The organism is Saccharothrix sp. NBAS 001 (assembly GCF_056640475.1).
In genome coordinates, this window is the sequence record NZ_CM153251.1 from 1,316,139 (window position 1) to 1,340,641 (window position 24,503).

Consider the following 24,503-nt stretch of genomic DNA (forward strand, 5'->3'; position numbering starts at 1 on the left):
CCGCCGGGCAGTGCGCTCACCGACGCCGCCGTTGCGCGAGCAGCATCCGCGCCCTCGGGTCGACGAACGCCCGCAGGCTGGTGCCCGCGAGGTTGAGCAGGAACACGAACAGCGCGATGGTCAGGCCCGGGAACAACACCATGGTCGGGTGGTCCTGGAGGTAGGTGCGCCCGTCCGAGACCATGTTCCCCCAGGTGGCGGTGGGTGGCGAGATGCCCAGGCCGAGGAAGCTGAGCGAGCCGTCGATCAGCATCGCGCCCGCCGAGAGCAGCACGCACTGCACCACCGCCAGCGGGAGCGTGTTGGGCAGGACGTGCACGGCCAGCGTCTTCCACGACCCCATCCCGGACACCCGCGCCGCCTTCACGTACGTGCGGGTGGTCAGCCCGAGCACCCGGCTGCGGATGATCCGGGCCGTGTACGGGGTGAAGATGATCGTCACGGCGAGCAGCTCGCTGAGCATCCCCGGTCCGACGACGACCGCGAACACGATCGCCAGGATGATCGACGGGAACGCCATCCACGCGTCCACGACCCGCATGACCACCGTGCCGGCGCGGGCGAAGAAGCCCGCCACCAGCCCGATGAACGTGCCCAGCGTGGCCGCGCACACCGTGATCAGCAACGTCATCCCGATGGACACCCGGCCGGCCGACGCCCAGCGGGCGAACAGGTCGCGGCCGTACTTGTCGGTGCCCATCGGGTGCTCCCCGGACGGCGGCAGCAGCCGCCGCACCGGGTCGGGCGCGTTCGGGTCGGGCAGGAACAGCGGCAGCACCAGCACCAGCAGCGTGAGCACGACCAGCAGGCCGCCCGCGATCAGCAGCGTGGCGTTGCGCCGGGCGAACGCCCGGGAGGTCGACAGGACCGTCGTCATGACACCCGCACCTTCGGGTCGACCAGCGCGTAGGCGAGGTCGACCAGCAGGTTCACCACGACGAACAGGAACGCGATGAACATGACCCCTCCCTGGATGAGCGGGAAGTCCCGGGCGTACACGGCGCCGAGCAGCATGGTGCCGAGCCCCGGGATGACGAAGATGCTCTCGATCACCACCACGCCGCCGATCAGCGACGCGAAGTTCAACCCCACGGTGGTGAGCACCGGCAGCATCGAGTTGGGCAGCACGTGCCGCAGCACGATCCGCCGCTCGCCCACGCCCTTGGCCCGCGCGGTGCGCAGGTAGAGCTGGGAAAGCTCGCCCAGCACGCTCTCCTCCATGGTGATGGTGAGGAACGCGGTCTGCCCCACCACCAGCACCGCCACCGGCAGCGCCAGCTGGGTGATCGCCGTCGCCGGGTCCTCGAACAGCGGGGTGTACCCGCTGGTCGGGAACCAGCCGAGGGTGAGCGCGAACAGGAAGACCGCCACCAGCGCCAGCCAGAACTCGGGCAGGGCGAGCCCGAACTGCGCGGCCCGGTTGACCAACCGGGCCGCTCGGCTGTGCGGCGAGACGGTGACCCAGGTGACGATCAGCACGGTGAGCAGGAAGCTGATCACCGTGCCGAGCACCGCCAGGGTCAAGGTCGGCGCGATGTGGTCGACGATCATCTGCGGCACCGGCAGCTGGTACTTGATCGACGTGCCGAAGTCGCCCGTCAGCACGTTGCCCAGCCAGGTCAGGTACTGCTCGTGCAGCGGTCCGGTCAGCCCGAGTTCCCGGCGCAGCCGGTCGAGCTGCTCGGGCGAGGCCTTGGTGCCCAGCAGCACCTGGGCCGGGTCGCCCGGGATGGAGCGCAGCAGGAAGAACAGCACGGTGCCGACGACGAACAGCACGACCAGCAGATCGCGCAACCGGCGCAGGACGACAGCCGCCACCGGGGCCTACCCCGCCAGCCAGACGTCGGCGAACTCCATGCCCCAGCCCTCGTAGCCGCGCACCTTGGAGCTGAAGGCCACATAGGACTTCGCGTTGTAGAGCGTCAGCGTCGGCAGGTTCTGGGAGGTGAACTCCTGGATCTTGTCGATCGCCTGCTTCTGCTCCTCCGGCGTGTCGGCCGCGTTGTAGTTCGACAGCAGCGGCGCGAGCTGGTCGCGCGGGTAGCCCATGTTGTCCATGCCCTGCACGTTGTCGCTGTAGGACGGGACGGGCGGGTTGGCGTCGTCCATCAGCGCCAGCACGTCCCAGCTGTTGGGCTCGTTGTTCTTGCGCCCGATCAGGGTGGCGAAGTCGTAGCTGTCGATGCTCGCCGTGATCCCGATCTTCTGCAACTGGCTCTGGATGAGCACCAACGCGTCCTTGAACTGCGGGAACTCGTCGGTGGTGATCATCCGGACGGTCTGCCCCGGCTGCAGCCCGGCCTCGGCGAACAGCTGCTTGGCGCGCTCCGGGTCGTGCTGGTCCCACTTGGCCTTGCCGGCCTCGGAGTACATGCCCTTGTTGGTCTGCGTGGCGAACGCGCCGTTGCTCGGCGACACCAGTTCGGGCACGCCCTGTGACGCCATCACCGCCGCCTTGTCGACGATCAGGTTCATCGCGTCCCGGGCCTGCGGCTTGCTGAAGATCGACCCGGAGTTGTGGTTGAGCGCCACGTACTGGATGTTCGCCGCGCCCTCGACCCCGATCTTGAGCGTGTCGCTGCGCTTGATCTGGTCGTACTGGTCGTGCGACGGCTCGGCGACGTCGAGCAGCCCGGTCTGCAGACCGTTGAGCACCGCGTCGGAGTCGGCCACGACCTTGTAGGTGATCGTGTCCAGGTAGGCGTTCTTGGCCCCGGCGTACCCGCTGGACTTGCCACTGGGCGCCTGGTACTTGTCGTTGCGCTCCAAGACGATCTCCTGGCCCGGCGTCCAGGTCTTCACCTTGTACGGCCCGGTGCCGACGGACTTCTCCCGGGGGATGCCGGTGGGCCCGGCGGCGGCGATGTCGGACTCCTTGCGGATGCCCGTGCCGTGGCTGGTCGCCATCAGCGCCACGAGGTTGAACGGCGCGCTCAGCGACACCGCGACGGTGCTCTCGTCGGGCGCGGTGATGTCCTTGAGCACCGGCTTGAGCGACCCGGCGTAGCTGCCGTTGTCGACCCAGTAGCGCAGCGACGCCACGGCGTCTGCCGCCCGCAAGGGTGTTCCGTCAGCGAACACGATCCCCTTGCGGAGGGTGAACGTGAAGCCGAGCCCGTCATCGGCCTTCTTGTACGATTCCGCGAGCACGGGCTGCGGCTGGTAGTTCGCGTCGATGGTGACCAGTTGCTCGAACACCTCGTGACCGATGTAGGTGGTCCCGGCGTTGGAGTTCTTCACCGTGTCCAGCGAGCCCGGGTCCTGGGCCAGCCGTACGGTCAGATTCCCCCCACGCGTGGGTGGTCCGGCGTCGCCGGTGGTGCTGCCCTTGGGAGTGGCGCAGGCGGTGAGTACCAGCCCGACCACTGCGAGGGCGGCGATCCTGTGCCTGAGACGACGTGATTCGGTGCGCTCCATTGCGGCTCCTCGCGCCTGATTCCGCAGGTCGGTGGCCGGAAACGTAGTCCGGCTCACAGGGGTCGCACAGACGCCGATGTCGGCTTTTATGTCACTGAGGCGAACTGGCCCCGTACGAACCCGCCACTGTGGACAGACGTTTGTCTCTGGCTGCACAGTTTCCGGAAATCCTTGTCCGTCGAGGTCATCGGTGTACAGAATCACCGGATTCTCAGGCCGAACGGGCCGGCGGAAGGGATGACACCCATGTCGCTACTGGAGATCGACCGCCTCTCGGTCGCCGTGCCCACCGGTGAGGTGGACACCGAACTGGTGCACGAACTCAGCCTCACCCTCGACTCCGGGCAGACCTTGTGCGTGGTCGGCGAGTCGGGCAGCGGCAAGACGGTGACCGTGCTGTCGGTCATCCGGCTGCTGGAGTTCGTCACGCCGGTGCGGACCACCGGCGAGGTGCGGCTGGACGAGGTCGACCTGAACGCGCTGAGCGCCGCGCAGATGCGGTCGTTCCGCGGCAGGCGCATCGGCATGGTGTTCCAGGAGGCGTTGGACTCGCTGAACCCCGCGCAGCGGATCGGCGCGCAACTGGTCGAGGCGCACGAACCGGCCGGTGCCCGCGGCGACGCGCGGGCCGCGGCGCTGGCCCGTGCGCTGGAATTGCTGCGCGAGGTCGGGTTCGCCGATCCGGAGCGGGTCGCGAACCTGTACCCGCACCAGCTCTCCGGCGGGATGCAGCAGCGCGTGATGATCGCGATGGCGTTGATGGCCGGGCCCGACCTGCTGCTGGCCGACGAGCCGACCACCGCGCTGGACGTGACCACGCAGGCGGAGATCCTGCGGCTGTTCCGCAGCGTGCAACAGGAACACCGGATGGCGTGCGTGTTCATCACCCACGACATGGGGGTGGCGGCGGAGATCGCGGACCGGATCGCCGTGCTGTACGCGGGCCGCCTGGTCGAGGCGGGTCCGGCGGCCGAGGTGCTCAACTCGCCCCGCCACCGCTACACGCGCGCCCTCGTCGAGTGCGTCCCGCAGGTCGGGGTGCGCCGCGTCGACGGGCTGCCCGCGATCACCGGGTCGGTGCCGGAGGCGGGCGCGAACCTGCCCGGCTGCCGGTTCCAGCCACGCTGCGCGCACACCGTGGACCGCTGCGCGACCGAGGAACCGCCGCCGATCGCGATCGGGCCGGTCGAGGTCGCGTGCTGGAACCCCGGGTCGGGCCCGGTCGACCTGCCCGCGCCCGCCGTGCCCGGGGCCGCCGCCGAGGCGGTCGAGGCAGCCGAGCCGCTGCTGGAGGTCAAGGACGTGCGGCGCACGTTCGTGACCCGCAGCGGGCGGTCCGGCGGTGTGCTGGGCCTGCGCCGGCGCGAGCGGATGAACGCCGTGGACGGGGTGAGCCTGAGCATCCGGCCGGGCGAGTTCTTCGGCCTGGTCGGCGAGTCCGGCAGCGGCAAGACCACGCTGGGCCAGATCGTCGCGGCGCTGGACCACCCCACCGAGGGCACGGTGAGCGTCGCCGGCCAGTTGCACACCCCGCGCGGCCTCGAAGGCGAGACCCGCGCGTTCCGCCGCACCGTGCAGCTGGTCTTCCAGGACCCGCAGAGTTCGCTGGACCCCCGGCACACCATCGGCCGGATCATCGCCGAACCGCTGCGCGAGCTGACCACGTTGCGCGGCCCGGCGCTGCGCCGCCGGGTGGAACGCCTGCTGGACGAGGTCGGGCTGCCCAAGTCGGTGGTCGACCGGATCCCGGCGCAGATCTCCGGCGGCCAGCGCCAGCGGGTCGCCATCGCCCGCGCGCTCGCCCCGGAACCCCGGCTGATCGTGGCCGACGAGCCCACCTCGGCGCTGGACGTGTCGGTGCAGGGGCAGGTGATGAACCTGCTGCTGGACCTGCGCCGGGAGCACGACCTCGGCTTCCTGTTCATCACCCACAACCTGAGCCTGATCCTGTCGGTGGCGGACCGGGTCGGCGTGATGAAGGACGGCAAGCTGATCGAGGTGGCCACGCCGGCGGAGATCGCGGCCGCGCCGCGCCACGAGTACACCCGCAGCCTGCTGGCCGCCAACCCCGGCATCACCCCACCCGCCGCGCACGGGGTCGCGCACCCCGCGGCCTCGTACGAGTGACATCGGGAGGTCCCGTGCAGGCCGTTCCCCTGCCGATCCACCGCTTCGACGACCCGCTGATCGCCGACGGTCCGCCGGGGTTCGCCATCGGGTCGTTCGCCGACCTGTCGCCCTGGTCGGACGCTCCCTACCCGCACCGCCACGAGTTCTACGAGCTGGTCTGCGTGACCGGCGGGTCGGGCACGCACGTGATCGACTTCGTGCCCTACCAGGTGGCCCCGGTGACGCTGTACTTCATCGCGCCGGGGCAGGTGCAGTTCTGGGAGCGCCGCGACCCCCTGGAAGGGCACGTGATGGTGTTCCAGGAGGAGTTCCTGGTGCCCCAGTACGGCGACCGGGTGTCACCGCGCCGCTCGCTGGCGCTGGACCCGCTGGGCACCGGGCACGCCCTGCACCTGGCCGCCGAGCAGATCGGCCCGGTGACCGCGCTGATCGCGGCGCTGGACCGGGAGTACCGGCGGCCCGGCGGCGCGGACGTGTCGGTGCTCCAGGCGTACCTGCACATCCTGCTGGTGGAGATGCGCCGGCTGCACCACGACGCGGGCACCGGGGCGGTGGAGGAGGACCGGGGCACCGCGCTGGCCCGCCGCTACCTCCGGCTGGTCAGCGAGGAACTGCCGCACGAGCAGTCCGTGCGCGGGTACGCCAGCCGCATCGGGGTCACCCCCAAGCACCTGGCGGACGTGGTGAAGCGGACCACCGGGAAGCGCCCGGCGGAGATCATCCGCGCGGCGCTGGCCGTGGAGGCCAAGCGGCTGCTGACGCACACCGACCTCACCGTGGCCCAGGTGTCGGAGCGGCTGTCGTTCGACAACCCGTCCTACTTCGGCCGCTTCTTCAAGCGGGAGTGCGGCCTGAGCCCCGGCGAGTTCCGCCGCCGGGTCAGCGGCGCGGATCACCTCCGCTCAGTGACACGGCCGCCGACCTGACGGGCTGCCCGTGCGCGGGCCCGCTGCTTAGCGTCGGTACATGGACTCCTCAGTTGTGGCCATCCGGGCGCGGTTCGCCGAGCGCCTTGCCGAGCAGCTCCGCCCGCTGCTCACCGAAGAGTTGGTGACCGCCTGGCTCCGCGATCCCCAGGCGGTCCACCAGGAACCGCTCAGCCGCCTGGCGCGGTTCCTCGACGGCCGCCCGCCGGCCGAGCGGGTCTGCGTGCACGAGACGGGCACCGGCCAGTGGCGCCTGGTCCACCCGCCCGCCCGGCGCGGCGAGACCTACCGGCTCGCCGACCGGCGCGTGTTCACCGCCGAGGACCAGGCGCGCGAGGCCTGCCTGCGGCGCGAGCTGTTCGACGTGTTCGGCTGGGGCGAGCCCCCGACCGACGCGGTGGACGGCCCGGAGCTGCGACAGGACGGGCCGGTCCTGCTCGGCTACGCCGACCGGGTCAGCGCCGCCCCCGGCGAGGCGATCACGTTCATGGTCAGCGCCGAGGGCGTCGGCGAGTACACCACCGAGCTGCTGCGGCTGCGGCACACCGTGGACGACCCGGCCGGGCCCGGCGTGCGGGTCGAACGCGTGCCGGACGCCTGGCTCGGCCGGCACCGGGGCCACGCCCAGCGCACCCGGACCGGTTCGCACGTCGAGGTCCGCGACCCGCACGGCGCGACCACCGGCGACGGCGGGTTCGCGATCGCCGCCTACGTCCACCCGACGCACGTGACCGGCGGGCCGCAGGCCGTGCTGGCCCGCTGGAACGACGGCGCGCGCGGCTACGCGCTCGGCGTGGACGAGGTGGGCCGGCCGACGCTCTGGCTGGGCGACGGCACCCAGGAGACCGCGATCCGCGCGGAGACCCCGCTGGCCCTGCACCTGTGGCACGGCCTGGCGGCGAGCTACGACCCGGCGACCGGCCGCGCCGTGCTGGTCACCAGACCGCTGGTGACCAGCGTGAACAGCCGGCTGAGCCCGATCGTGGTGGACGACCGGCCGGTGGTGGTCGAGCAGCGCGTCACCGGGGCGTTCACCCCGGCCGACCACGGCGACCTGCTGTTCGGGGCGCGGACCCCGGACTCCGGGCACTACAACGGCAAGGTCGAGCGCCCCGGCTTCTGGCCGCACCCGCTGACCCGGGCCGCGCTGGTCGCCGCCGTGTCCGAGGACCACGACGCGCCGCTGCGCTGGGCGTTCGAGCCGGGGGAGACCGCGGCGGGCCTGGTGGTGCCGTGCGTGGGCCGGCCGGGCCTGGACGGGCGGCTGGTGAACCTGCCGGTGCGCGGCGTGACCGGGCGGCACTTCTCCGGCCGGGTCGAGCACTACGCGGTCGACCCGCGCGGGTACGCCGCGATCCACTTCCACGACGACTCGCTGGCCGACGCCGACTGGACGCCCAGCCACGAGTTCACCGTGCCCGCCGCCCTGCACAGCGGCGTGTACGCGCTGCACGTCAAAGCGGTCGACGGCTCGTGCGAGCGGTCCATCCCGTTCGTGGTGCGCCCGCCGGCGGGCGTGGCCACCGGTCGGCTCGCGCTGATGCTGCCCACCGCCACCTACCTGGCGTACTCGAACGAACGCGGCCTCGGGTACGTGCCGGTCGTGCCGCCGGGCACGGTGTTCCTGGAGCACCGCTACGACCTGGGGCACTCCGCGTACGCGCGGCACACCGACGGCAGCGGCGTCTGCTACACCTCGTGGCGGCGGCCGATCCTCACCCTGGCACCGGGGTTCCGGATCCACCTGTCGCCGTTCATGCTGGCCTCGGACCTGTACATCCTCGACTGGCTGACCACGCTGGGCTACTCGTTCGACGTGATCACCGACCACGACCTGCACGCCGAGGGCGCGGACCTGCTGCGCCGCTACCGGGGCGTGCTCACCGGGTCGCACCCGGAGTACGCCTCCGAGCGGATGATCGACGCGATCGAGCAGTACGTGGACGGCGGCGGCAACCTCGCCTACCTGGGCGGCAACGGCTACTACTGGGTGGTCTCGTTCCACCCGGAGCTGCCGCACGTGATGGAGCTGCGCCGGGGCGAGAACGGCACCCGCAGCTGGCAGGCCAAGCCCGGCGAGTACCACCACGCCACGACCGGCGAGCGCGGCGGGCTGTGGGCCGGGCGCAACCGCGCGCCGCAGAAGGTGTTCGGGGTCGGCTTCAGCGCCCAGGGCGGCGGCCCGTCCGGCTGGTACCGGGTCGGCCCGGACGCCCACCGGGACGGGGCGAAACCGCTGCTGGACGACGTGCCGCAGGTGTTCGGCGACGTGTCGCTGGACAACGGGGGAGCGGCCGGCAACGAGATCGACCGCTACGAACCGGCGCTGGGCAGCCCACCGGACGCGGTCGTGCTGGCCACCTCCGAGGGGCTCGGCGACGGCTACCAGTTCGCGGTCGAGGAGCTCAGCGGCACCCACCCGGGGATGGGCGCCACGGAGAACCCCGACGTGCGCTCGGACATCGTGTACTTCACCACGCGCGGAGGCGGCTCGGTGTTCGCCACCGGCTCGATCTCCTTCAGCAGCGGACTGTCCGCCAACGGCTACGACAACGGACTGTCCACCCTCACCCGCAACGTCCTCGACCACTGGCTGGCGGACAATGACTGAATCACTGACTGTTGATCGCGCGGTCGCCGTCCCCATGCGGGACGGCACGGTCCTCCGCGCCGACGTGTACCGACCGGTGGGGCAGCGTTGTCCCGCGTTGATCTTCCGGACCCCTTACGACCGCACGGGCCTGGGCATGTACGGCACGTTCGCATTGCGCGCGGCGTCCGCGGGGTACGCCGTCGTCATGCAGGACACCCGTGGCCGCGGCGCGTCGGACGGCACGTTCACGCCGTTCGTGTTCGAACGCGAGGACGGGTACGACTCGGTCGACTGGACCGCTTCGCAGCCCTGGTGCGACGGCAACGTGGGCATGTTCGGCGGCTCCTACGACGGCGTGACCCAGTGGCAGGCGGCCATGTCGGGGCACCCCGCGTTGAAGGCGATCGCGCCCAACGTGACCGCGTCGAGCTACCACCACGGCTGGGTGTACCGGGGCGGCGCGTTCCAGCTCGGGTTCAGCCTGGGCTGGACGCTGTCGCTGGCCGCGCACAACGCGGGCCGCGACCCGTCGGTGCCGGCGTCGGTCCGCGAAGCGCTGATCGACGCCTCCGACGCGTTCCCGGACACCGCGCGGGTGCTGCCGCTGGCCGACCACCCTTACCTGGACAAGGTCGCGCCCTACTATCAGGAGTGGTTGCGCCACCCCGAGTACGACGAGTACTGGGAGCGGCTGGACGTCTCGCGGTCCTACTCGGAGATGACGGTGGCCGCGTTCAACCTGGGCGGCTGGTACGACACGTTCCTGGGCGGCACGCTGGCCAACTACGCGGGCATGACCGCGCAGAGCCCGGTCGGCGACCGGCAGCGGCTGCTGGTCGGGCCGTGGCCGCACGAGGGGCTGTTCCGCAGCAACCCGGTCGGCTCGATGAACTTCGGGGGACGTTCGTCGGCGGGAGCGCTGGACGCGGAGGGGTTGCAGCTGCGGTGGTTCGACCGGTGGCTGCGCGGCGCGGGGGGCGACGACCCGTCGGTGCTGCTCTACGCCATGGGAGCCAACCAGTGGCGGGTGGCCGACTCGTGGCCGCTGCCGGGCACCGAGTACCAGGACTGGTACCTGCACAGCGCCGGCCGGGCCAACACGCTCGACGGCGACGGGAAGCTGTCCCGCGAGACGCCGGGCGACCAGCCGCCGGACAGCTACGTCTACAACCCGCGCAACCCGGTGCCCACGTTGGGCGGCGCGCTGTGCTGCAGCCCGGTGCACACCCAGGGCGGGGTGTACGACCAGCGGCCGATCGAGGCCCGCGAGGACGTGCTCGTCTACACCAGCGAACCGCTGACCGCGCCGTTGGACGTGACGGGCCCGGTCACCGTCGTGCTGCACGCCGCCACCACCGCCCTGGACACCGACTGGACCGCGAAACTGGTCGACGTCGGGCCGTGCGGCTACGCGCAGAACATCAGCGACGGGATCATCCGCGCCCGCTACCGGGGCGAGGTGCCGCAACTGCTCACGCCGGGCGAGGTGGTGGAGTACCGCATCGACCTCGGCGCGACCAGCACCGTGTTCCGGCCGGGCCACCGCATCCGGATCGAGGTCTCCAGCAGCAACTTCCCGCACTTCGACCGCAACCCGAACACCGGCGAGCTGCCCGGGACCTCGGGCGAGGTGGTCAGCGCGTTGCAGACCGTGCACCACGGCGGTCCGGCCCTGTCCCGCGTCGTGCTGCCGGTGGTCCCGCCGGACGCGACCCGTCCCTACCGAACGGAATCCTGATGGCACGTGAACTGGGCGGCACCGGGCTGGAGATCAGCGCGGTCGGCTTCGGCAGCTGGGTGACCGGCGGCCCCGGCGTGATGGGCTGGGGCTCGCAGTCCGACGACGAGTCGATCGCCGCGATGCACCGCGCCCTCGACGGCGGCGTGAACTGGATCGACACCGCGCCCGTGTACGGGTTCGGGCACGCGGAGGAGGTGGTGGGCCGCGCGCTGGCCGCGCTGCCGGCCGCCGACCGCCCGCTGGTGTTCACCAAGTGCGGCCTGGTGTGGGACGACAACGGCGTCGAGTACCAGGACCTGACGCCCGAGTCGATCCGCCGCGAGTGCGACGCGTCGCTGCGCCGGCTGGGCGTGGACCACCTCGACCTCTACCAGATCCACGCCCCCGACCCCAACGGCCCGCCGATCGAGGAGTCCTGGGGGACCGTGCTGGAACTGCTGGCGGCGGGCAAGGTCCGGCACGCCGGGGTGTCCAACCTGGACGTCGGGCTGCTGGAGCGGTGCCAGGCGGTCGGCCCCGTGGAGACCCTCCAGCCGCCGCTGTCGCTGATCAAGCGGGAGGCCGCGGGCGACGTGATCCCGTGGTGCGAGCGCAACGGCACCGGCGTGCTGGTCTACAGCCCGATGGGCGCGGGCCTGCTGACCGGCACGTTCACCGCCGAACGCGCCGCCGGCCTGCCCACCGACGACTGGCGTTCGCGCAACGCGGAGTTCCAGCCGCCCGCGCTGGAGCGCAACCTCGCGCTCCAGGACGCCCTGCGCCCGATCGCCGAACGGCACGGCGTGTCGGTCGGCGCGGTCGCGATCGCGTGGACGACGTCGGTGCCGGGGGTGTCGACGGCGATCGCCGGCGCGCGCACGCCCGCCCAGGTGGACGGGTGGCTGCCCGCCACGACGCTCTACCTCGACCCGGAGGACCTGGCCGAGATCGCGTCGGCGGTGCGGACGACCGGGGCCGGGCACGGTCCGATGGTGCCCTGACACGCCGACGGGCCGGGCGGAGGTTCCGCCCGGCCCGTACGCGCGCCCGAACACCCCAGCGCCCGGCCGCACGCGCCCCCGGCAACCGGCCCGACGGGCCACCGGCGGGGCCGCCGCCCGCCGGAACCGGAGCGCGGGCCGGGCGGAGGAACCGCCCGGCCCGCGCTCGCGACGACCCCCGGCTCAGGAGTGCTTCGGCACGTTCTCGTCGGAGGCGTAGTCCGGGTTCAGCGACAGCGCGATGAACGAGAACGAGCGCTTCACCCAGTTGAAGCCCAGCGGGCAGTGCCGGATCCCGGCGGGGATGAACACCGCGCCGGTCGTGGTCACGGTGTGCCGCTCGCCCTCGATGTCGAGGTACAGCTCCGCGCCGAGGTCGTGGATGTTGTCCGGGTCGTTGCCCATCCACATGAGCACCTCGTCGTAGCTGTGCTCGTGGTCGTTCACCCAGTGGACCTGCTCGGAGGTCGGGTTGATCCAGCTGTAGGCCATGTGGACCTTGCTCAGGTCGACGTCGATCCCGCGCATCAGCCCGAACGGGTTGCCGATGTTGGCCGGGCGTTCGCCACCGGCCGCGGCCCCCTCGTTGACCAGGTCGTCGGCGCACTCCAGCATGTTCTCGACAAACAGGTGATCGTACTTGCCCATGCCTCTTCGCTCCCTACAGGTCAAGCAACCATTTCCGCACCACGAATGGTCGTCGGCGGGGGCCGGCGGAAAAAGACACTCACGGCAGGGGTCCTGTCACTGGCCTCCCGGAGTCCATTGAGGACGAAACTCGCGCCGGAGCCGCGAGCCGTGAACCGGATCGGCACCCGCAGGCGATAGACGGGTACGTGCCACTTTTTCACTCCCGGCGGCGGGCCCCCGCGCCGGTCTACGACGACAGCTCCGACGCGGAGCTGGTCAGCGCCGTGGCCGCGGGCCGCGTGGACGCGCTGCGCCTGCTGCACCGCCGGCACGCGCCGTGGCTGCGGGCGCGGCTGAGCCGGCGCTGCGCCGACCCGGACCTCGTCGACGACGCGGTGCAGGACACCTACGTCGCGGTCTGGCGGGGCGCGCGGCGGTTCGACCCCGGCGGCGGGGAGGTGGCCGCGTGGATCTGGACGATCGGCATCCGCCGGCTGCTCTCGCTGCTGCGGGTGCGCAGACCGGCCCAGGAGGAGCTGGGCGAGGCGGACGGCGTGACCGCGTCGACCGAGGACCTCGTGCTGCTCGGCGTGGAGCACGGCGACGTCGGCACCGCGATCGCGCGGCTGTCGCCGGAGCTGCGCGCGGTCATCGAGGCCACCGTCCTGGACGGACTGACCACCCGGGAAGCCGCCCGCCTGCTCGGCATTCCCGAGGGGACCGTCAAGACCCGGGCCATGCGCGCCAGGGCACAGCTGCGGGAGTTGCTGACATGACGACCTGGCACGTCGCGGGGGCGCAGCTCACGGCCTACCTGGAGGGGCGGCTCGACCCGCCCCGGGTGATGTCGGTGGAGGCCCACCTGGCCCGCTGCGGGCCGTGCCGCGCGCGGATCCCGGTGGACGAGCAGTGGCTGGCCGCGTCCTGGGACGCGGTGCTCGACCAGGTGGCCCGGCCGCGCCGGTCGGCGGCGGAACGGCTGCTGGCCGCGTTCGGCGTGCCGGCGCACGTCGCCCGGCTGGTCGGCGCGACCCCGGCGCTGAGCCGCGCCTGGCTGGCGGCGATGGTGCTGGTGCTGGCGTTCGCGCTGGTCGCCACCCACCTCTCGGACGGCGATCCGGTGGTGCTGCTGGTGTTCCTGGTGGTCGCGCCGGTGCTGCCGCTCGCCGGGATCGCGCTGGCCTACGGGCCGGTGGTCGACCCGGCGCACGAGGTGGTGGCGGCGACCCCGCTCGGCGGCGGCCGGGTGCTGCTGGTGCGGGCGAGTTCCGTGCTGCTGGGCGCGATCCTGCTGACCGCGGCGACCGCCCCGGTGCTGCCCGGACCGCTCGGCCTGACCGCGTCGTGGCTGCTGCCCGGCCTGGCGCTGGCGCTGGCCTGCCTGACCGCCGGGACCCGGTTCCCGGTGCGCGTCGCGGCCGTGGTGCTCGGCGCGCTCTGGCTGGTGGCCGTGCTCGCCACCCAGGGCGTCGACCGGTTCCTGTTCTTCCACCCGGCGGCCCAGCTCGGGTACGCCGCCGCGGTGGCGATCCTCGGCTCCGTCCTCTACGCGCGGCGCCGCCGCCTCGACCCAGGAGAACCCCAATGGGTGTGAGAAACCGCATCGCGGTCGTGCTGACCGCCCTGACCGCCGGCCTGCTCGCGCCGGTGGCCGCCACGGCGGGCCCGTCCGGCATCGACTGGTCGCCGTGCCCCGACGCGCCCGTCGTGGACTGCGGCACGATCACCGTGCCGGTCGACTGGGCCCACCCGGCGGGGCCCACGATCGATCTCGCGCTGGCCCGGCGGCGGGCCGGTGAACCCGGTGCCCGGCTGGGCACGCTGGTGTTCGGCCCGGGCGGTCCCGGCGGCTCGGGCGTGGCGTCGGTCAAGTCGTCGCGACCGCTGGTCTCCGCGGCGATGCACCAGCGGTTCGACGTGGTCAGCCTCGACCCGCGCGGCACCGGCGGCAGCAACCCGGCCCGGTGCCCGTGGCCCGCGCCCGCGTCGGTCGACCTGCGCGGCCAGGCGGACTTCGACGCCCGCGTGCGCGCCAACCGCGAGTACAGCGACGCCTGCCGCCGGCTCACCGGTCCGGTGTACGACTTCCTCGACACGCTCAGCGGCGTGCGCGACCTGGAGGCGATCCGGGCAGCGCTGGGGGAGGGGCCCCTGAACTACTACGGCTTCTCCTACGGCACGCTGCTCGGCCAGCAGTACGCGCAGAAGTACCCGGGCCGCGTCCGGCGGATGGTGCTGGACGGCAACTGGGACCACAGCCTCGGCTCCACCTGGCAGTTCCTGCGCAGCGAGTCGGCGGCCGTGGAACAGGGCTTCGACGAGTTCGCCGCGTGGTGCGCGCGCAGCACCGGGTGCGCGCTGCACGGCACGGACGTCCGCCGGCTGTTCGCCGACCTGGTGGCCCGCGCCGACCGGGGGCAGCTGCTCGGTCAACGCCCACCCGCCCCACCGGTCGTGGTCACCTCGCAGGTGCTGCGGATGTACGCGACGAACGGCTTCGCCCGCCCCGACTGGCCCCGCCTGGCCGCGACGCTGGCCGCCCTGCGGGACGGCACCCCGACCCCCGACCCGATGGTCCGCCCGGACGACGGCCCGCGCCCGAACGACCCGCCCGGCACGTGGCAGGACCCGGTCGGCGCGATCCTCTGCCAGGACCTCGCCCTGCCCGTGCGCAACCACGCCGAACTCGACGCCTACCGCCGCCTGCTGTCCGTCGTCGCGCCCGACATGGGCCAGTCGGCACTGGCGTGGGACGTGACGCACCGCTGCCTGGGCCAGACCGACCGCGTGCGCAACCCGCAACGCCCACTGGTGGTGCGCGGCGCGCCGCCGATCCTGATGGTCAACAGCCGCGTCGACCCCTCGACCCCGTCGGAGTGGGCGCAGACGGCGGCCCGCCAGAGCGGCGCGGTGCTGCTGACCTACGACGGCTGGAGCCACGGCGTCTACTTCGGCGCACGCGGCGGCCCGTGCGCGGTCGCCGCCGTGGACCAGTACCTCGTCACCGGCGTGCCACCGGCCCGTGGCACGCACTGCCCGGCGATCGGACCGGCGTGATGCCCACTCGACCCTCCAACCACGCCAAGCCCCGCCACCACGTGCCCGCAGGCCCCGATGCTTCACCCAGGCCCGGCGCGGCGGCCCTACCGCCCAGTGACACCCGACGCCTCGATCTCGGTGCACGGCGGCGCGTAGGCGGACGCCGCCGTGGACCAGTCACGAGGCACTGCGCCCGCTTCTCGTTCGTCGGCCCAGGTGTTTCGCTCGTGCCCGGCGCGCCGGACCTGCCCTGCCGAGGCGTCGCGGTCCTGCCGGCTTCTGACGTCCGGCGCTCTTCCGGCGCGCAGTACGCGGCGGGCGAACACCACGTGCTCGCCGAGCCGAGCACGTCCGTCGAACCCGGTGCAACAAGCCCAACCGACCCAAGCGAAGCGGTTCCGCCGACGCATGACGCCCCGCCCCGTGACGCCCCGCCCCGTGGCACCCCGCCCCGTGGCACCCCGCCCCGTGGCACCCGCATCGGCGATGCGCGCCACGTACCACGCGGCGATCGGACCCGCGTGATGTCCACTCAGCCCTCCGCCCTCACCGCCCGCCGCCGTAGCCGCCGGTTGCCCACGGGCCCCGGCGTGCCGATCGGACACGGCCCAACCGACTTCTCCGACCGGAACAGTGCGGTCCAGCCGACCCGTGTCGGCCGGCGTACCGGTGCCGGCTCGCGGCGGGCCATGAACGGTCGGTCCCGCTGGCCAGTCACCAACCACCGCCGCCACCGCGTGCTCGCCGGGCCCGGTATGTCGGTCGGATCCGACCAGACGGCGTCGCTCGGCTTGGGCGGTGTGCTTTCGCCGTCCTGTAACGGCCGCAGTGTCCGTGGGTGGCGTGCGGTGAGCGGTCGTTCTCGTGGGCCACTCACGAAGCACCGCCGCCACCGTGTGTTCGCCGGTTCCGGAGTGTCTGTCGGGTCCGACCCGACGGCACCGCTCGGCCTGAGCGGCGTGGGTTTCCCGTCCTGCGATGGCCGGAGCTTCGGTGTCGGTGGGTGGCGGGCCGTGGGTGGTCGTTCCCGTGGGCCGGTCACGAAGCACCGCCGCCGTGTGTTCGCCGGGTCAGGTGTGTCGGTCGGGTCCGACTCGATGGCACGGCTCAGCTTGAGCGGTATGGGTTCGCCGTCCTGTGACGGCTGGAGTGTCGGTGTCGGTGGGTGGTGTGTTGTGGGTGGTTGTTCTGGTGTGCCTTTCACGGAGAATCGTCGTTGCCGTCGTGTGTCCGCTGGCCCGGGTGTGTTGGCCGGGTCCGACTCGATGGCACGGCTCAGCTTGAGCGGTGTGGGTTTGCCGTCCTGTGACGGCTGCAGTGTCGGTGGGTGGCGTGCGGTGAGCGGTCGTTCTCGTGGGCCTTTCACGGAGCATCGCCGCCGCCGTGTGTTCGCCGAGTCGGGTGTGTCTGTCGGGTCCGACCCGACGGCACCGCTTGGCCTGAGCGGTGTGAGTTCGCCGTCCTGTGACGGCTGGAAAGTTGGTGTCGGTGGGTGGTGTGTTGTGGGTGGTTGTTCTGGTGGGCTTTTCACGGAGCATCGCCGCCACCGTCGTGTGTTCGCTGGGTCAGGTGTGTCTGTCGGGTTTGACCTGATGGCACGGCTCAGCTTGAGCGGTGTGGGTTTGTCGTCTTGTGATGGCCGGAGCTTCGGTGTCGGTGGGTGGCGGGCCGTGGGTGGTCGTTCCTGTGGGCCGGTCACGAAGCACCGCCGCCGAATGTTCGCCGAATCGGGTGTGTTGGTCGGGTCTGGCCTGGTGGCACCGCTCGTCTTGGCCGGTGTGGTTTCGCCATCCTGTGACGGCCGGAGTGTTGGTGTCGGTGGGCGGTGTGTTGTGGGTGGTTGTTCTGGTGTGCCTTTCACGGAGAATCGTCGCTGCCGTCGTGTGTTCGCCGAATCGGGTGTGTTGGTCGGGTCTGGCCTGGTGGCACCGCTCGTCTTGGGCAGTGTGGTTTCGCCATCTCGTGACGGCCGGAGGTTCGGTGTCGGTGCGTGGCGGGCTGTGGGCGGTCGTTCCTGTGGGCTTTTCACGGAGCATCGCCGCCACCGTGTGTTCGCCGGGTCCGGTATGCCTGTCGGGTCCGACCCGATGGCACCGTTCGGCTTGAGCGGTGTGGTTTCGCCGACTTGTGACGGCCGCAGTGTCCGTGTCGGCGGGTGGCGGGCTGTGGGAGGTCGTTCTCGTGGGGACTTCACGGAGCATCGCTGCTGGCGCCATGCCGTCGCTGGGCCGGGTGTGTTGGTCGGGCCCGACCCGATGGCACGGCTCGGCTTGGGCGGTGTGGGTTTGCCGTCCTGTGACGGCCGGGGTGACTGTGCTTGGGCCGGTGGGCGGCGGGGCGTTGGCGGTCGTTCCCGTGGGCCACGCTCCAAGAACCACCTCAGCCGCCATGCACTCGACGGGCCCGATGTGCCGGTCGGGCCGCGCCCGATGGGCCAACTCGGCCCGAACCGCGCGGACGCGCCGACCCACCGCGTCCGACGACGTGGTGTGCGCTTCCACCAGCGCGGTACGCAACGTCCAGCGAGCGAGGAGGCGTGATGTCCGTTCAAGCCACCGGGCTCACCAAGCACTACCGAGGCCGTCGCGTGCTCGACGGTCTGGACGTGGCCATCGGGTCCGGCGTGACCGGACTGCTCGGCCCGAACGGCGCGGGCAAGTCCACGCTCCTGCGCTGCCTGGCGACGACCCTCGCACCGGACGCGGGCACGATCCGCGCGTTCGGCCTGGACCCGGCCCGCCAGGACGAGCGCACCGCGCTGCGACGCCGGCTCGGCTACCTGCCGCAGCGGCCCGGGTTCCACCCCCGGTTCACCGCGTTCGAGCTGGTCGACTACGTGGCGCTGCTGAAAGACCTGAACGACCGGCGGGCCCGGCACCGGGAGGTCCGGCGGGTGCTGGCGGAGGTCGACCTGACCGATCGCTGCACCACCCTGGTCCGCGACCTGTCCGGCGGGATGCGGCAGCGGCTGGCGCTGGCGCAGGCCCTGGTGGGCGAGCCGGACCTGCTGGTCCTGGACGAGCCCACGGTGGGCCTCGACCCGGAGCAGCGGCTGCGGTTCCGGGCGCTGGTGTCCCGGGTCGGCGAGAGTCGCACCGTCCTGCTGTCCACCCACCAGACCGAGGACGTGGCCGCCCTGTGCGAACGGGTGCTGGTCCTCAACCGGGGCCGGCGGGCGTTCCACGGCACGCCCGCCGAACTGGCCGCGTCGGCGGACGGCCACGTCTGGCTCACCTCGGACCGGCCGACCGGCGGCCTGTTCTGGCGCACGGCGGAGGGGCGTTACCGGGTGCTGGACCACCGCCCGCCGGGCGGCCGCCGGGCCGAACCGTCCATCGAGGACGGCTACCTGCTGCGGCTGGCCGCGTGATGCTGTTCCGCACCGAAACCCGGCACCTGCTGCGCACCCCGTTCCCGTGGTGCGCGGCAGGTCTCGGCCTGGTGCTCTACCTGGTCACGAGCTGGAACTGGGCACCGGACCTGTCCGTGGAATCGGTGGCGATCGCGGGCCACTCCCTGCCCGCCTCCGCCGCCGTCCTGGTGGCGTGCGCGCTGGCGGCGTCACGCGACCACCGCCACGGCACCGAGGAGGCGTTCGCCGCCCTGCCGAGCCGTCCGGAAGCCCGCACGTGGTCGCTGCTCGCCGCGAGCGCGAGCGTGGGCGCGCTGGTGGCGGCCGTCCCGATCAGCCTCCTCTTCGCGATCCGCCTACTCCAAGGCCCGGTCGCGGGCCGGCTCGACGTGCTGGAACCGCTCGGTGCGCTCGGCGCGGGCGCGTTGGCCGGAGTCCTGGGCACCGCGCTGGGCCGCTGGTTCCCCGCCCTGGCCACCGGCCCGATCGCGGTGGTCGTACTGGGCCTGGCGACCTTGCTGAACCGCAACCTGGGTGCCTTCGGCGACTGGTTCCTGCCCTACGTCCTGCACCACGGCTCGGCGTGGCCCGCCCGTCCGGCCGCGCTCCACCTGGCCTACCTGTGCGCGGCCGGCGTGTTCGTCGCGGGCTTGGCCTTGCTGCGCGACGCGATCCGCCCACTCCGCCTCGCCGGCACCGTCCTGGCCCTGGCCGCGTCGATCACCGCAGGGCTCGTCACCCGATCCCACGACCCCAACGCCGCCACGCGGGAACGCGACGCCACCACGGTCCCCGTGACCCACCACTGCGAACGCCTCGACACCGTGACCTACTGCGCGCTTCCGGGCTACGAATCGTGGATCCCGTTGTGGGCGAACGCGATCCGACCGGTGGCCGACGCCGCCCCACCACAGGCCGGCGAGCGCATCCCTCCCGTGCACCAACTCCCGTCCGCCTCGAACGACGGCAGCCACCTCCTCACGTGGGCGAGGTGGCCGAGAGGCGCGGCGCAACAGCACTACCGCGAGTTCATGGCCGGCGGAGCCGCCGCCTGGATCACCGGCCTGATCCCAGGCCCGGACTGCGACCCACGGGGCCAGGCCCGCACCGTGATCGCGCTCTGGCTCCTCGCCCACACCGCAGACGAGATCCCGCCGCCGTCCCCGGTGGAGGTCGACGTCCTGCCGCACACGTCGGTCGGCGTGGTGACCTACCGCAAAACCACCGTCCTCGCCCGCCCCTACAGCCCGACCGAAACCGCCTACGCCCGACGACTCCTGGCCGACCCGACAGCCCGGGAACGCATCTGGGCCAACTGGCCGACGCTGATGGACCCGACCACCACCACAGCCCAAGCCCTCCCACTGCTCGCCCTGACACCGGACACCGAACCGTCCACACCGGACAGTGCGCCCCGTGGGGAACTCAGCGGTTGCCGATGAGAGCCGACACGCGCCTGACTCGTCGTTCGAGCCTCTCGGCAGGGTTCACCGGACGGCCCTCAGCGTTCGACCGCCGAGCCGCACCCACGGCCAGACGGTGTCCTGCAACGGCAACCGGCGTCCACCGCGCTACGGTGGGCCCAATCGCCGCAACCGGACAGGGGACGCCGTGATCGACCACCTCGTGTACGCGACGCCTGACCTGGCGGCCTCCGTCGCCGACCTGACCGACCGGTTCGGTGTCGCACCGGTCCCCGGTGGGCAGCACGTCGGCCTCGGCACCCGCAACTTCCTCGCGGGCTTGGGCGACGGCGTGTACCTGGAGGTGATCGGGCCCGACCCGGACCAGCCGGACCCGGACCAGGCCCGGCCGTTCGGCGTGGACGACCTCACCGCGCCGCGGCTGGTCGCCTGGGCAGCCCGGGTGGACGACCTGGACGCGGCGGTCCGGACGGCGCGGGCCAACGGCGTCGACCCCGGACCCGTCGTGGACATGTCCCGGGTCCGCCCGGACGGCGTCCGCCTGGCCTGGCGGCTGGCCGTGCCGCCGGACCTGCTGGAGTCCGGCGGGCCGGCACCGTTCCTGATCGACTGGGGTACGTCACCGCACCCCGCCGACAGCGTCGACGTGGGCTTGCGGCTGCTCTCGTTCGACGGGGTGCACCCGGACGTGACGGCGGCCCGGCAGCGGCTCGCGGCACTCGGCCTGCACGACGACCTCCCGATCGTGGAAGGCCCCACGCCTGGCCTGCGAGCCGTGATCGCCACCCCGGCCGGTCGAGTGGACCTGACCTGACCAGCCCAGGTCAGGCACCGAAGCGATCCGCACTGTGGTCGGGCTGATGTCCCGGTGTCGGCCCGGGTTTTCGGCACTGACGTGAACCGAATGAAAACGGGAGTGTGGCGGTGAGAACGCCCAGGTCAGGAAGTGTCTTCCCCGCGTACGCGGGGGTGTTCCCGCGATCACGTCAACCACGTCTTGTCGGCCGTTGTCTTCCCCGCGTACGCGGGGGTGTTCCGTACATAATCGCAAACGGGCTCATCCTGGATTCGTCTTCCCCGCGCTCGCGGGGGCTCCGTGGTCCAGTTGCGACGTGACGGCCACAGTTGGAAGCGGAAGGCGCGCCAACGGGAGCCTCAGCTGGTCACGCGCTCTCACGGGCGCGGACACGACCCAATACCCGCGTCGTCACGACACCGACGAGCGACCGCCGGCCACTCATCAACGTCGTGACCGAGCCGCGCAGCAGCTCCGTACGAACTGCGCTGTGACACGACCATGACATTCCGCGCACCGCGTGGAGACGGCGGGACGGCACCATCGACGGGGTGGATGGGCGGACTCCGGCGGGCCCTGCGATCGTGGGTCGCATGTCCCAGGTGCTGTTGATCGAAGACGACCAGGCCGTCCGCGACGGCCTGCGGCTCGCGCTGACCAGGCAGGGTCACGCGGTGCGCGCGGTGGAGTCGGGGGAGCGGGGGCTCGCCGAGCTGGCCGGGGTCGAGGTCGTGGTGCTGGACCTGATGCTGCCGGGGATGGACGGTTTCGAGGTGTGCCGCCGGATCCGTGCCGAGGGCACCTTGCCGATCATCATGCTGACCGCGCGCAGCGACGACATGGACGTGGTGGCGGGCTTGGAGGCGGGCGCGGACGACTACGTGGTCAAACCGGTCCAGCCGCGGGTGCTGGAGGCGCGCATCCGGGCCGTGCTGCGGCGCAGTGGCGAGCCGGTGAAGCAGACCGACGCCGAGCAGCACGGCGAACTGGCCATCGACCGGGCCGGGCTGGTCGTCCGCAAGGGCGGGGACCCGGTGGGCCTCGCGCCGACCGAACTCCGCCTGCTGCTCGAACTGTCCCGGTCGCCCGGTCGGGTGTTCAGCCGGCAGCAACTGCTCGAATCCGTGTGGGAGCACGGCTACCTGGGCGACTCCCGGCTGGTCGACGCCTGCGTGCAGCGCCTGCGGGCCAAGATCGAGAACGACCCGGCCGCGCCGAGGTTCGTCCAGACCGTCCGGGGCTTCGGCTACCGGTTCGGGCCGCTGTGAGGAGTCTGCGCACCAGGCTGCTGGTCGCGTTCATCGCGCTGTGCGGCGTCACGGCGGCCGTGGTGGCGGGCGTTACCTACGTCCGGGCGCGGACGGTGCTGCTGGAGGAGTCCCAGGTGGCCACGGTCGAGGCGTTCACCCAGAAGGTGGCCCAGATGACCGAGTTGGACGCCCACGTGCTGGACGACCGGTACTCGGTGAGCCTGATCGTCCACAGAGGCCGCAAAGTGCAGGGCGACCTCGGGCTCTCCGACATCCCGCCGGAACTGCGCGCGCGGGTCGCGACCGGCGACGTGGCGTGGCAGCGCGTGGTCGCGCAGGGGCACGCCGAGCTGGTCATGGGCATGCGGGTGTCCGACGTGGAGATCTACTCGATCCGCAGGATGGGCGACGAGCAGGAGAGCATCCGCGAACTCGCGCTGTTCGCCTGGATCGCCGCCGGCTGCTCGATGGTCCTGGCCGTCCTGCTGGCCCTGCTGGCCGCCCGCAGCGTGCTGCGTCCCGTCCGCGAACTCCGCGAAGCCGCCCAGCGGCTCGGCGAGGGCGACTTGGCGACCCGCGTGGAGGTGCGCGGCTCCGACGAGTTGGCGGCCGTCGCCACGACCTTCAACACCACGGCGGAGGCGCTGGAACGGCAGGTCGCCGACGCCCGCCGGTTCGTGGCCGACGTGTCGCACGAGCTGCGCACGCCGCTGGCCGCGATGACCGCCGTCACCGACGTGCTGGACGAGGAGGCGGAGCACCTCGTCGGCGACGCCGGCACCGCCGCCCGCCTGGTCAGCCAGGAGACCCGCAACCTGACCCGCCTGGTCAACGACCTGATGGAGGTCAGCCGGTTCGACTCCGGTGCCGCCGTCCTGGCGCTGGACGAGGTGGACGTGGCCGCTGCGGTGACCGCGACGCTGCGCCTGCGCGGCTGGCACGACCTGGTCACCGACCTGCGACCGGTCACCGCGCGGGTGGACCCGCGCCGGCTGGACGTCATCGTCGCCAACCTCGTCGGCAACGCCCTCAAGCACGGCTCGCCGCCGGTGTCGCTGACCCTGCGCGGCGAGCCCGGCCGGCTCGTCGTCGAGGTGGCGGACCGGGGCCCGGGGCTGGACCCGGCGGTCCTCCCGCACGTCTTCGACCGCTTCTACAAGGCCGACACCTCCCGCGCCCGTTCCGAGGGCAGCGGCCTGGGGCTGGCGATCGCGTGGGAGAACGCGGCCCTGCACGGGGGCAGCCTGGTGGCGGCCAACCGACCCGGCGGCGGTGCCGTGTTCACGCTCCGACTGCCCACCGGGGGCGACCGATGAGGACTGTCCTGCCGGGTGCCGCGCTGCTGGCCGTCCTGCTGTCGGCGGGGTGCGGCGTGCAGCCCACCGATCCGATCGGCGGCTCGCAGGCCACCGGAGCGCTCGTCTACCTGGTCCGCGACGACACCGTCGTGCCGGTGCTGCGGGCCACCAAGAACCCGACGAACGTCGAGCAGGCCCTCAACCTGCTCGCCGAAGGGCCGAACGGCCCCGAGCAGGCCCAGGGCCTCACGACCGCGATCCCGCCGACCGCCCTCCCGGTCGAACTCGACGGCACGACCATCACGGTGAACACGGACGTGACCGCGCTGTCCCCGGTGGCCGTCGCCCAGCTCGTCTGCACGGCGGCGCTGTCCGGACCGGCCACCCTGGACGGCGGCGGCCGGCGTCTGGGCCCGCTCACCTGCCCGGTCTAGGCCCCGGACCCGAGCACCGCCGGCACGGTCAGGGCATCAGGTCGCCGCTGAGCAGGTCGGCCGCCCAGCGCTCGGCCCACGCGCACATCTCGGCCTCCGGGCCCCGCGCGTGCCCGGCGACGATGTCGCCCGACCACAGCACCAGGGCCGCGACACCGTCGCGCACCGGGGTCAGCCCGATCAGCCAGCGGCGATCACCCCGCACGACCCGGCGCTCGGCGAGCAGCCACTGCCCCCACTTGTCGGTCTCGACCTGCCAGTCCGGCGACGACGCCGCCAACTCCGCCACCGACGCCGGTCTCCGACCGGGCACGCACTGGTCACCAACGTCGTCCATGCCGCTCACGATGACACGGCGACCGCTGCGGACCCGCACGCCACACGGTCGGTTCAGGCAACGGATAGCATGCCGACCCGGGCACGCCGGGCGCCTCGACCACGTGCCGACCCGTCGAGGAGCCCGGCGCACGAGACCCGCCGGGCCGAGAGTCCG

Annotated in this window: 19 protein-coding genes; 14 read left to right on the forward strand and 5 right to left on the reverse strand. The window is 72.4% G+C overall.

Translation table 11 applies throughout. The features are described 5' to 3' along the window. Positions 1-16: 16 nt before the first annotated feature. From AC0HI0_RS05820 to AC0HI0_RS05830, 3 genes are read right to left on the reverse strand one after another with little or no spacing between them, the layout of a single operon-like run. Positions 17-877: an ABC transporter permease gene (locus AC0HI0_RS05820; RefSeq protein WP_480931209.1), complete on the reverse strand. Its 861-nt coding sequence runs from the start codon at positions 875-877 to the stop codon at positions 17-19. Then, positions 874-1,818, reverse strand: coding sequence for an ABC transporter permease (locus AC0HI0_RS05825; protein WP_480931210.1), 945 nt, complete (start codon positions 1,816-1,818; stop codon positions 874-876). The genes AC0HI0_RS05820 and AC0HI0_RS05825 overlap by 4 nt, the downstream gene beginning before the upstream one ends. A 6-nt stretch (positions 1,819-1,824) precedes the next feature. After that, the gene (locus tag AC0HI0_RS05830) at positions 1,825-3,417 is read right to left on the reverse strand and encodes an ABC transporter substrate-binding protein (protein WP_480931211.1); all 1,593 of its coding nucleotides are present in this window, start codon (positions 3,415-3,417) and stop codon (positions 1,825-1,827) included. Between the two features lie 246 nt (positions 3,418-3,663). Here AC0HI0_RS05830 and AC0HI0_RS05835 point away from each other — a divergent pair, with 246 nt between their 5' ends. Genes AC0HI0_RS05835 through AC0HI0_RS05855 form a run of 5 tightly spaced genes read left to right on the forward strand, consistent with a single transcriptional unit; the run spans position 3,664 to position 11,787 of the window. After that, positions 3,664-5,544, forward strand: a complete 1,881-nt coding sequence (locus tag AC0HI0_RS05835; protein ID WP_480931212.1) for an ABC transporter ATP-binding protein — start codon at positions 3,664-3,666, stop codon at positions 5,542-5,544. Between the two features lie 14 nt (positions 5,545-5,558). Further along, the gene (locus AC0HI0_RS05840; protein ID WP_480931213.1) at positions 5,559-6,473 is read left to right on the forward strand and encodes a helix-turn-helix domain-containing protein; all 915 of its coding nucleotides are present in this window, start codon (positions 5,559-5,561) and stop codon (positions 6,471-6,473) included. A 40-nt stretch (positions 6,474-6,513) separates the two neighbouring features. After that, on the forward strand, positions 6,514-9,084 hold the full coding sequence (locus AC0HI0_RS05845) for a N,N-dimethylformamidase beta subunit family domain-containing protein (protein WP_480931214.1): 2,571 nt from the start codon (positions 6,514-6,516) through the stop codon (positions 9,082-9,084). Further along, the gene (locus tag AC0HI0_RS05850; protein ID WP_480931215.1) at positions 9,077-10,804 is read left to right on the forward strand and encodes a CocE/NonD family hydrolase; all 1,728 of its coding nucleotides are present in this window, start codon (positions 9,077-9,079) and stop codon (positions 10,802-10,804) included. Before AC0HI0_RS05845 ends, AC0HI0_RS05850 begins: the two co-directional genes overlap by 8 nt. Continuing rightward, positions 10,804-11,787, forward strand: coding sequence for an aldo/keto reductase (locus AC0HI0_RS05855; RefSeq protein WP_480931216.1), 984 nt, complete (start codon positions 10,804-10,806; stop codon positions 11,785-11,787). The genes AC0HI0_RS05850 and AC0HI0_RS05855 overlap by 1 nt, the downstream gene beginning before the upstream one ends. Before the next feature lie 183 nt (positions 11,788-11,970). Here AC0HI0_RS05855 and AC0HI0_RS05860 read toward each other — a convergent pair whose 3' ends face one another. After that, complete coding sequence (locus AC0HI0_RS05860; protein WP_015100898.1) at positions 11,971-12,435, reverse strand: cupin domain-containing protein; 465 nt, start codon at positions 12,433-12,435, stop codon at positions 11,971-11,973. A 188-nt stretch (positions 12,436-12,623) separates the two neighbouring features. Between AC0HI0_RS05860 and AC0HI0_RS05865 the strand changes: the two genes are divergently transcribed. The 9 genes from AC0HI0_RS05865 (at position 12,624) to AC0HI0_RS05905 (ending at position 24,010) form a co-directional block, all read left to right on the forward strand. Then, a complete protein-coding gene (locus tag AC0HI0_RS05865) occupies positions 12,624-13,193 on the forward strand; it encodes an RNA polymerase sigma factor (protein WP_480931217.1) in 570 nt (189 codons plus the stop codon). Beyond that, positions 13,190-14,011, forward strand: a complete 822-nt coding sequence (locus AC0HI0_RS05870; RefSeq protein WP_480931218.1) for a zf-HC2 domain-containing protein — start codon at positions 13,190-13,192, stop codon at positions 14,009-14,011. Before AC0HI0_RS05865 ends, AC0HI0_RS05870 begins: the two co-directional genes overlap by 4 nt. Further along, positions 14,002-15,474, forward strand: coding sequence for an alpha/beta hydrolase (locus AC0HI0_RS05875; protein ID WP_480931219.1), 1,473 nt, complete (start codon positions 14,002-14,004; stop codon positions 15,472-15,474). Before AC0HI0_RS05870 ends, AC0HI0_RS05875 begins: the two co-directional genes overlap by 10 nt. A 2,521-nt stretch (positions 15,475-17,995) precedes the next feature. Then, the gene (locus AC0HI0_RS05880; RefSeq protein ID WP_480931220.1) at positions 17,996-18,826 is read left to right on the forward strand and encodes an ATP-binding cassette domain-containing protein; all 831 of its coding nucleotides are present in this window, start codon (positions 17,996-17,998) and stop codon (positions 18,824-18,826) included. Then, a complete protein-coding gene (locus AC0HI0_RS05885; protein ID WP_480931221.1) occupies positions 18,826-20,250 on the forward strand; it encodes a hypothetical protein in 1,425 nt (474 codons plus the stop codon). The genes AC0HI0_RS05880 and AC0HI0_RS05885 overlap by 1 nt, the downstream gene beginning before the upstream one ends. A gap of 169 nt (positions 20,251-20,419) precedes the next feature. Beyond that, the gene (locus AC0HI0_RS05890; RefSeq protein ID WP_480931222.1) at positions 20,420-21,046 is read left to right on the forward strand and encodes a VOC family protein; all 627 of its coding nucleotides are present in this window, start codon (positions 20,420-20,422) and stop codon (positions 21,044-21,046) included. 575 nt (positions 21,047-21,621) lie between these two features. After that, positions 21,622-22,296, forward strand: a complete 675-nt coding sequence (locus AC0HI0_RS05895) for a response regulator (RefSeq protein ID WP_480931223.1) — start codon at positions 21,622-21,624, stop codon at positions 22,294-22,296. Next, a complete protein-coding gene (locus AC0HI0_RS05900; protein WP_480931224.1) occupies positions 22,293-23,594 on the forward strand; it encodes an ATP-binding protein in 1,302 nt (433 codons plus the stop codon). Before AC0HI0_RS05895 ends, AC0HI0_RS05900 begins: the two co-directional genes overlap by 4 nt. Then, positions 23,591-24,010, forward strand: a complete 420-nt coding sequence (locus AC0HI0_RS05905; protein ID WP_480931225.1) for a GerMN domain-containing protein — start codon at positions 23,591-23,593, stop codon at positions 24,008-24,010. Before AC0HI0_RS05900 ends, AC0HI0_RS05905 begins: the two co-directional genes overlap by 4 nt. A gap of 28 nt (positions 24,011-24,038) precedes the next feature. Here the strand turns inward: AC0HI0_RS05905 and AC0HI0_RS05910 are convergent, their stop codons facing one another. Beyond that, the gene (locus AC0HI0_RS05910) at positions 24,039-24,347 is read right to left on the reverse strand and encodes a hypothetical protein (RefSeq protein ID WP_480931226.1); all 309 of its coding nucleotides are present in this window, start codon (positions 24,345-24,347) and stop codon (positions 24,039-24,041) included. Positions 24,348-24,503 lie beyond the last annotated feature (156 nt).

What these genes read in the sequence shown, in the direction of transcription:
- AC0HI0_RS05870 (WP_480931218.1), top strand. Translation starts at nt 13,190, where the DNA reads ATGACGACCTGGCACGTCGCGGGGGCGCAGCTCACGGCCTACCTGGAG.
- AC0HI0_RS05885 (WP_480931221.1), top strand. Translation starts at nt 18,826, where the DNA reads ATGCTGTTCCGCACCGAAACCCGGCACCTGCTGCGCACCCCGTTCCCG.
- AC0HI0_RS05875 (WP_480931219.1), top strand. Translation starts at nt 14,002, where the DNA reads ATGGGTGTGAGAAACCGCATCGCGGTCGTGCTGACCGCCCTGACCGCC.
- AC0HI0_RS05835 (WP_480931212.1), top strand. Translation starts at nt 3,664, where the DNA reads ATGTCGCTACTGGAGATCGACCGCCTCTCGGTCGCCGTGCCCACCGGT.
- AC0HI0_RS05905 (WP_480931225.1), top strand. Translation starts at nt 23,591, where the DNA reads ATGAGGACTGTCCTGCCGGGTGCCGCGCTGCTGGCCGTCCTGCTGTCG.
- AC0HI0_RS05830 (WP_480931211.1), bottom strand. Translation starts at nt 3,417, where the DNA reads ATGGAGCGCACCGAATCACGTCGTCTCAGGCACAGGATCGCCGCCCTC.
- AC0HI0_RS05820 (WP_480931209.1), bottom strand. Translation starts at nt 877, where the DNA reads ATGACGACGGTCCTGTCGACCTCCCGGGCGTTCGCCCGGCGCAACGCC.
- AC0HI0_RS05845 (WP_480931214.1), top strand. Translation starts at nt 6,514, where the DNA reads ATGGACTCCTCAGTTGTGGCCATCCGGGCGCGGTTCGCCGAGCGCCTT.
- AC0HI0_RS05850 (WP_480931215.1), top strand. Translation starts at nt 9,077, where the DNA reads ATGACTGAATCACTGACTGTTGATCGCGCGGTCGCCGTCCCCATGCGG.
- AC0HI0_RS05880 (WP_480931220.1), top strand. Translation starts at nt 17,996, where the DNA reads ATGTCCGTTCAAGCCACCGGGCTCACCAAGCACTACCGAGGCCGTCGC.
- AC0HI0_RS05895 (WP_480931223.1), top strand. Translation starts at nt 21,622, where the DNA reads ATGTCCCAGGTGCTGTTGATCGAAGACGACCAGGCCGTCCGCGACGGC.
- AC0HI0_RS05910 (WP_480931226.1), bottom strand. Translation starts at nt 24,347, where the DNA reads ATGGACGACGTTGGTGACCAGTGCGTGCCCGGTCGGAGACCGGCGTCG.
- AC0HI0_RS05855 (WP_480931216.1), top strand. Translation starts at nt 10,804, where the DNA reads ATGGCACGTGAACTGGGCGGCACCGGGCTGGAGATCAGCGCGGTCGGC.
- AC0HI0_RS05860 (WP_015100898.1), bottom strand. Translation starts at nt 12,435, where the DNA reads ATGGGCAAGTACGATCACCTGTTTGTCGAGAACATGCTGGAGTGCGCC.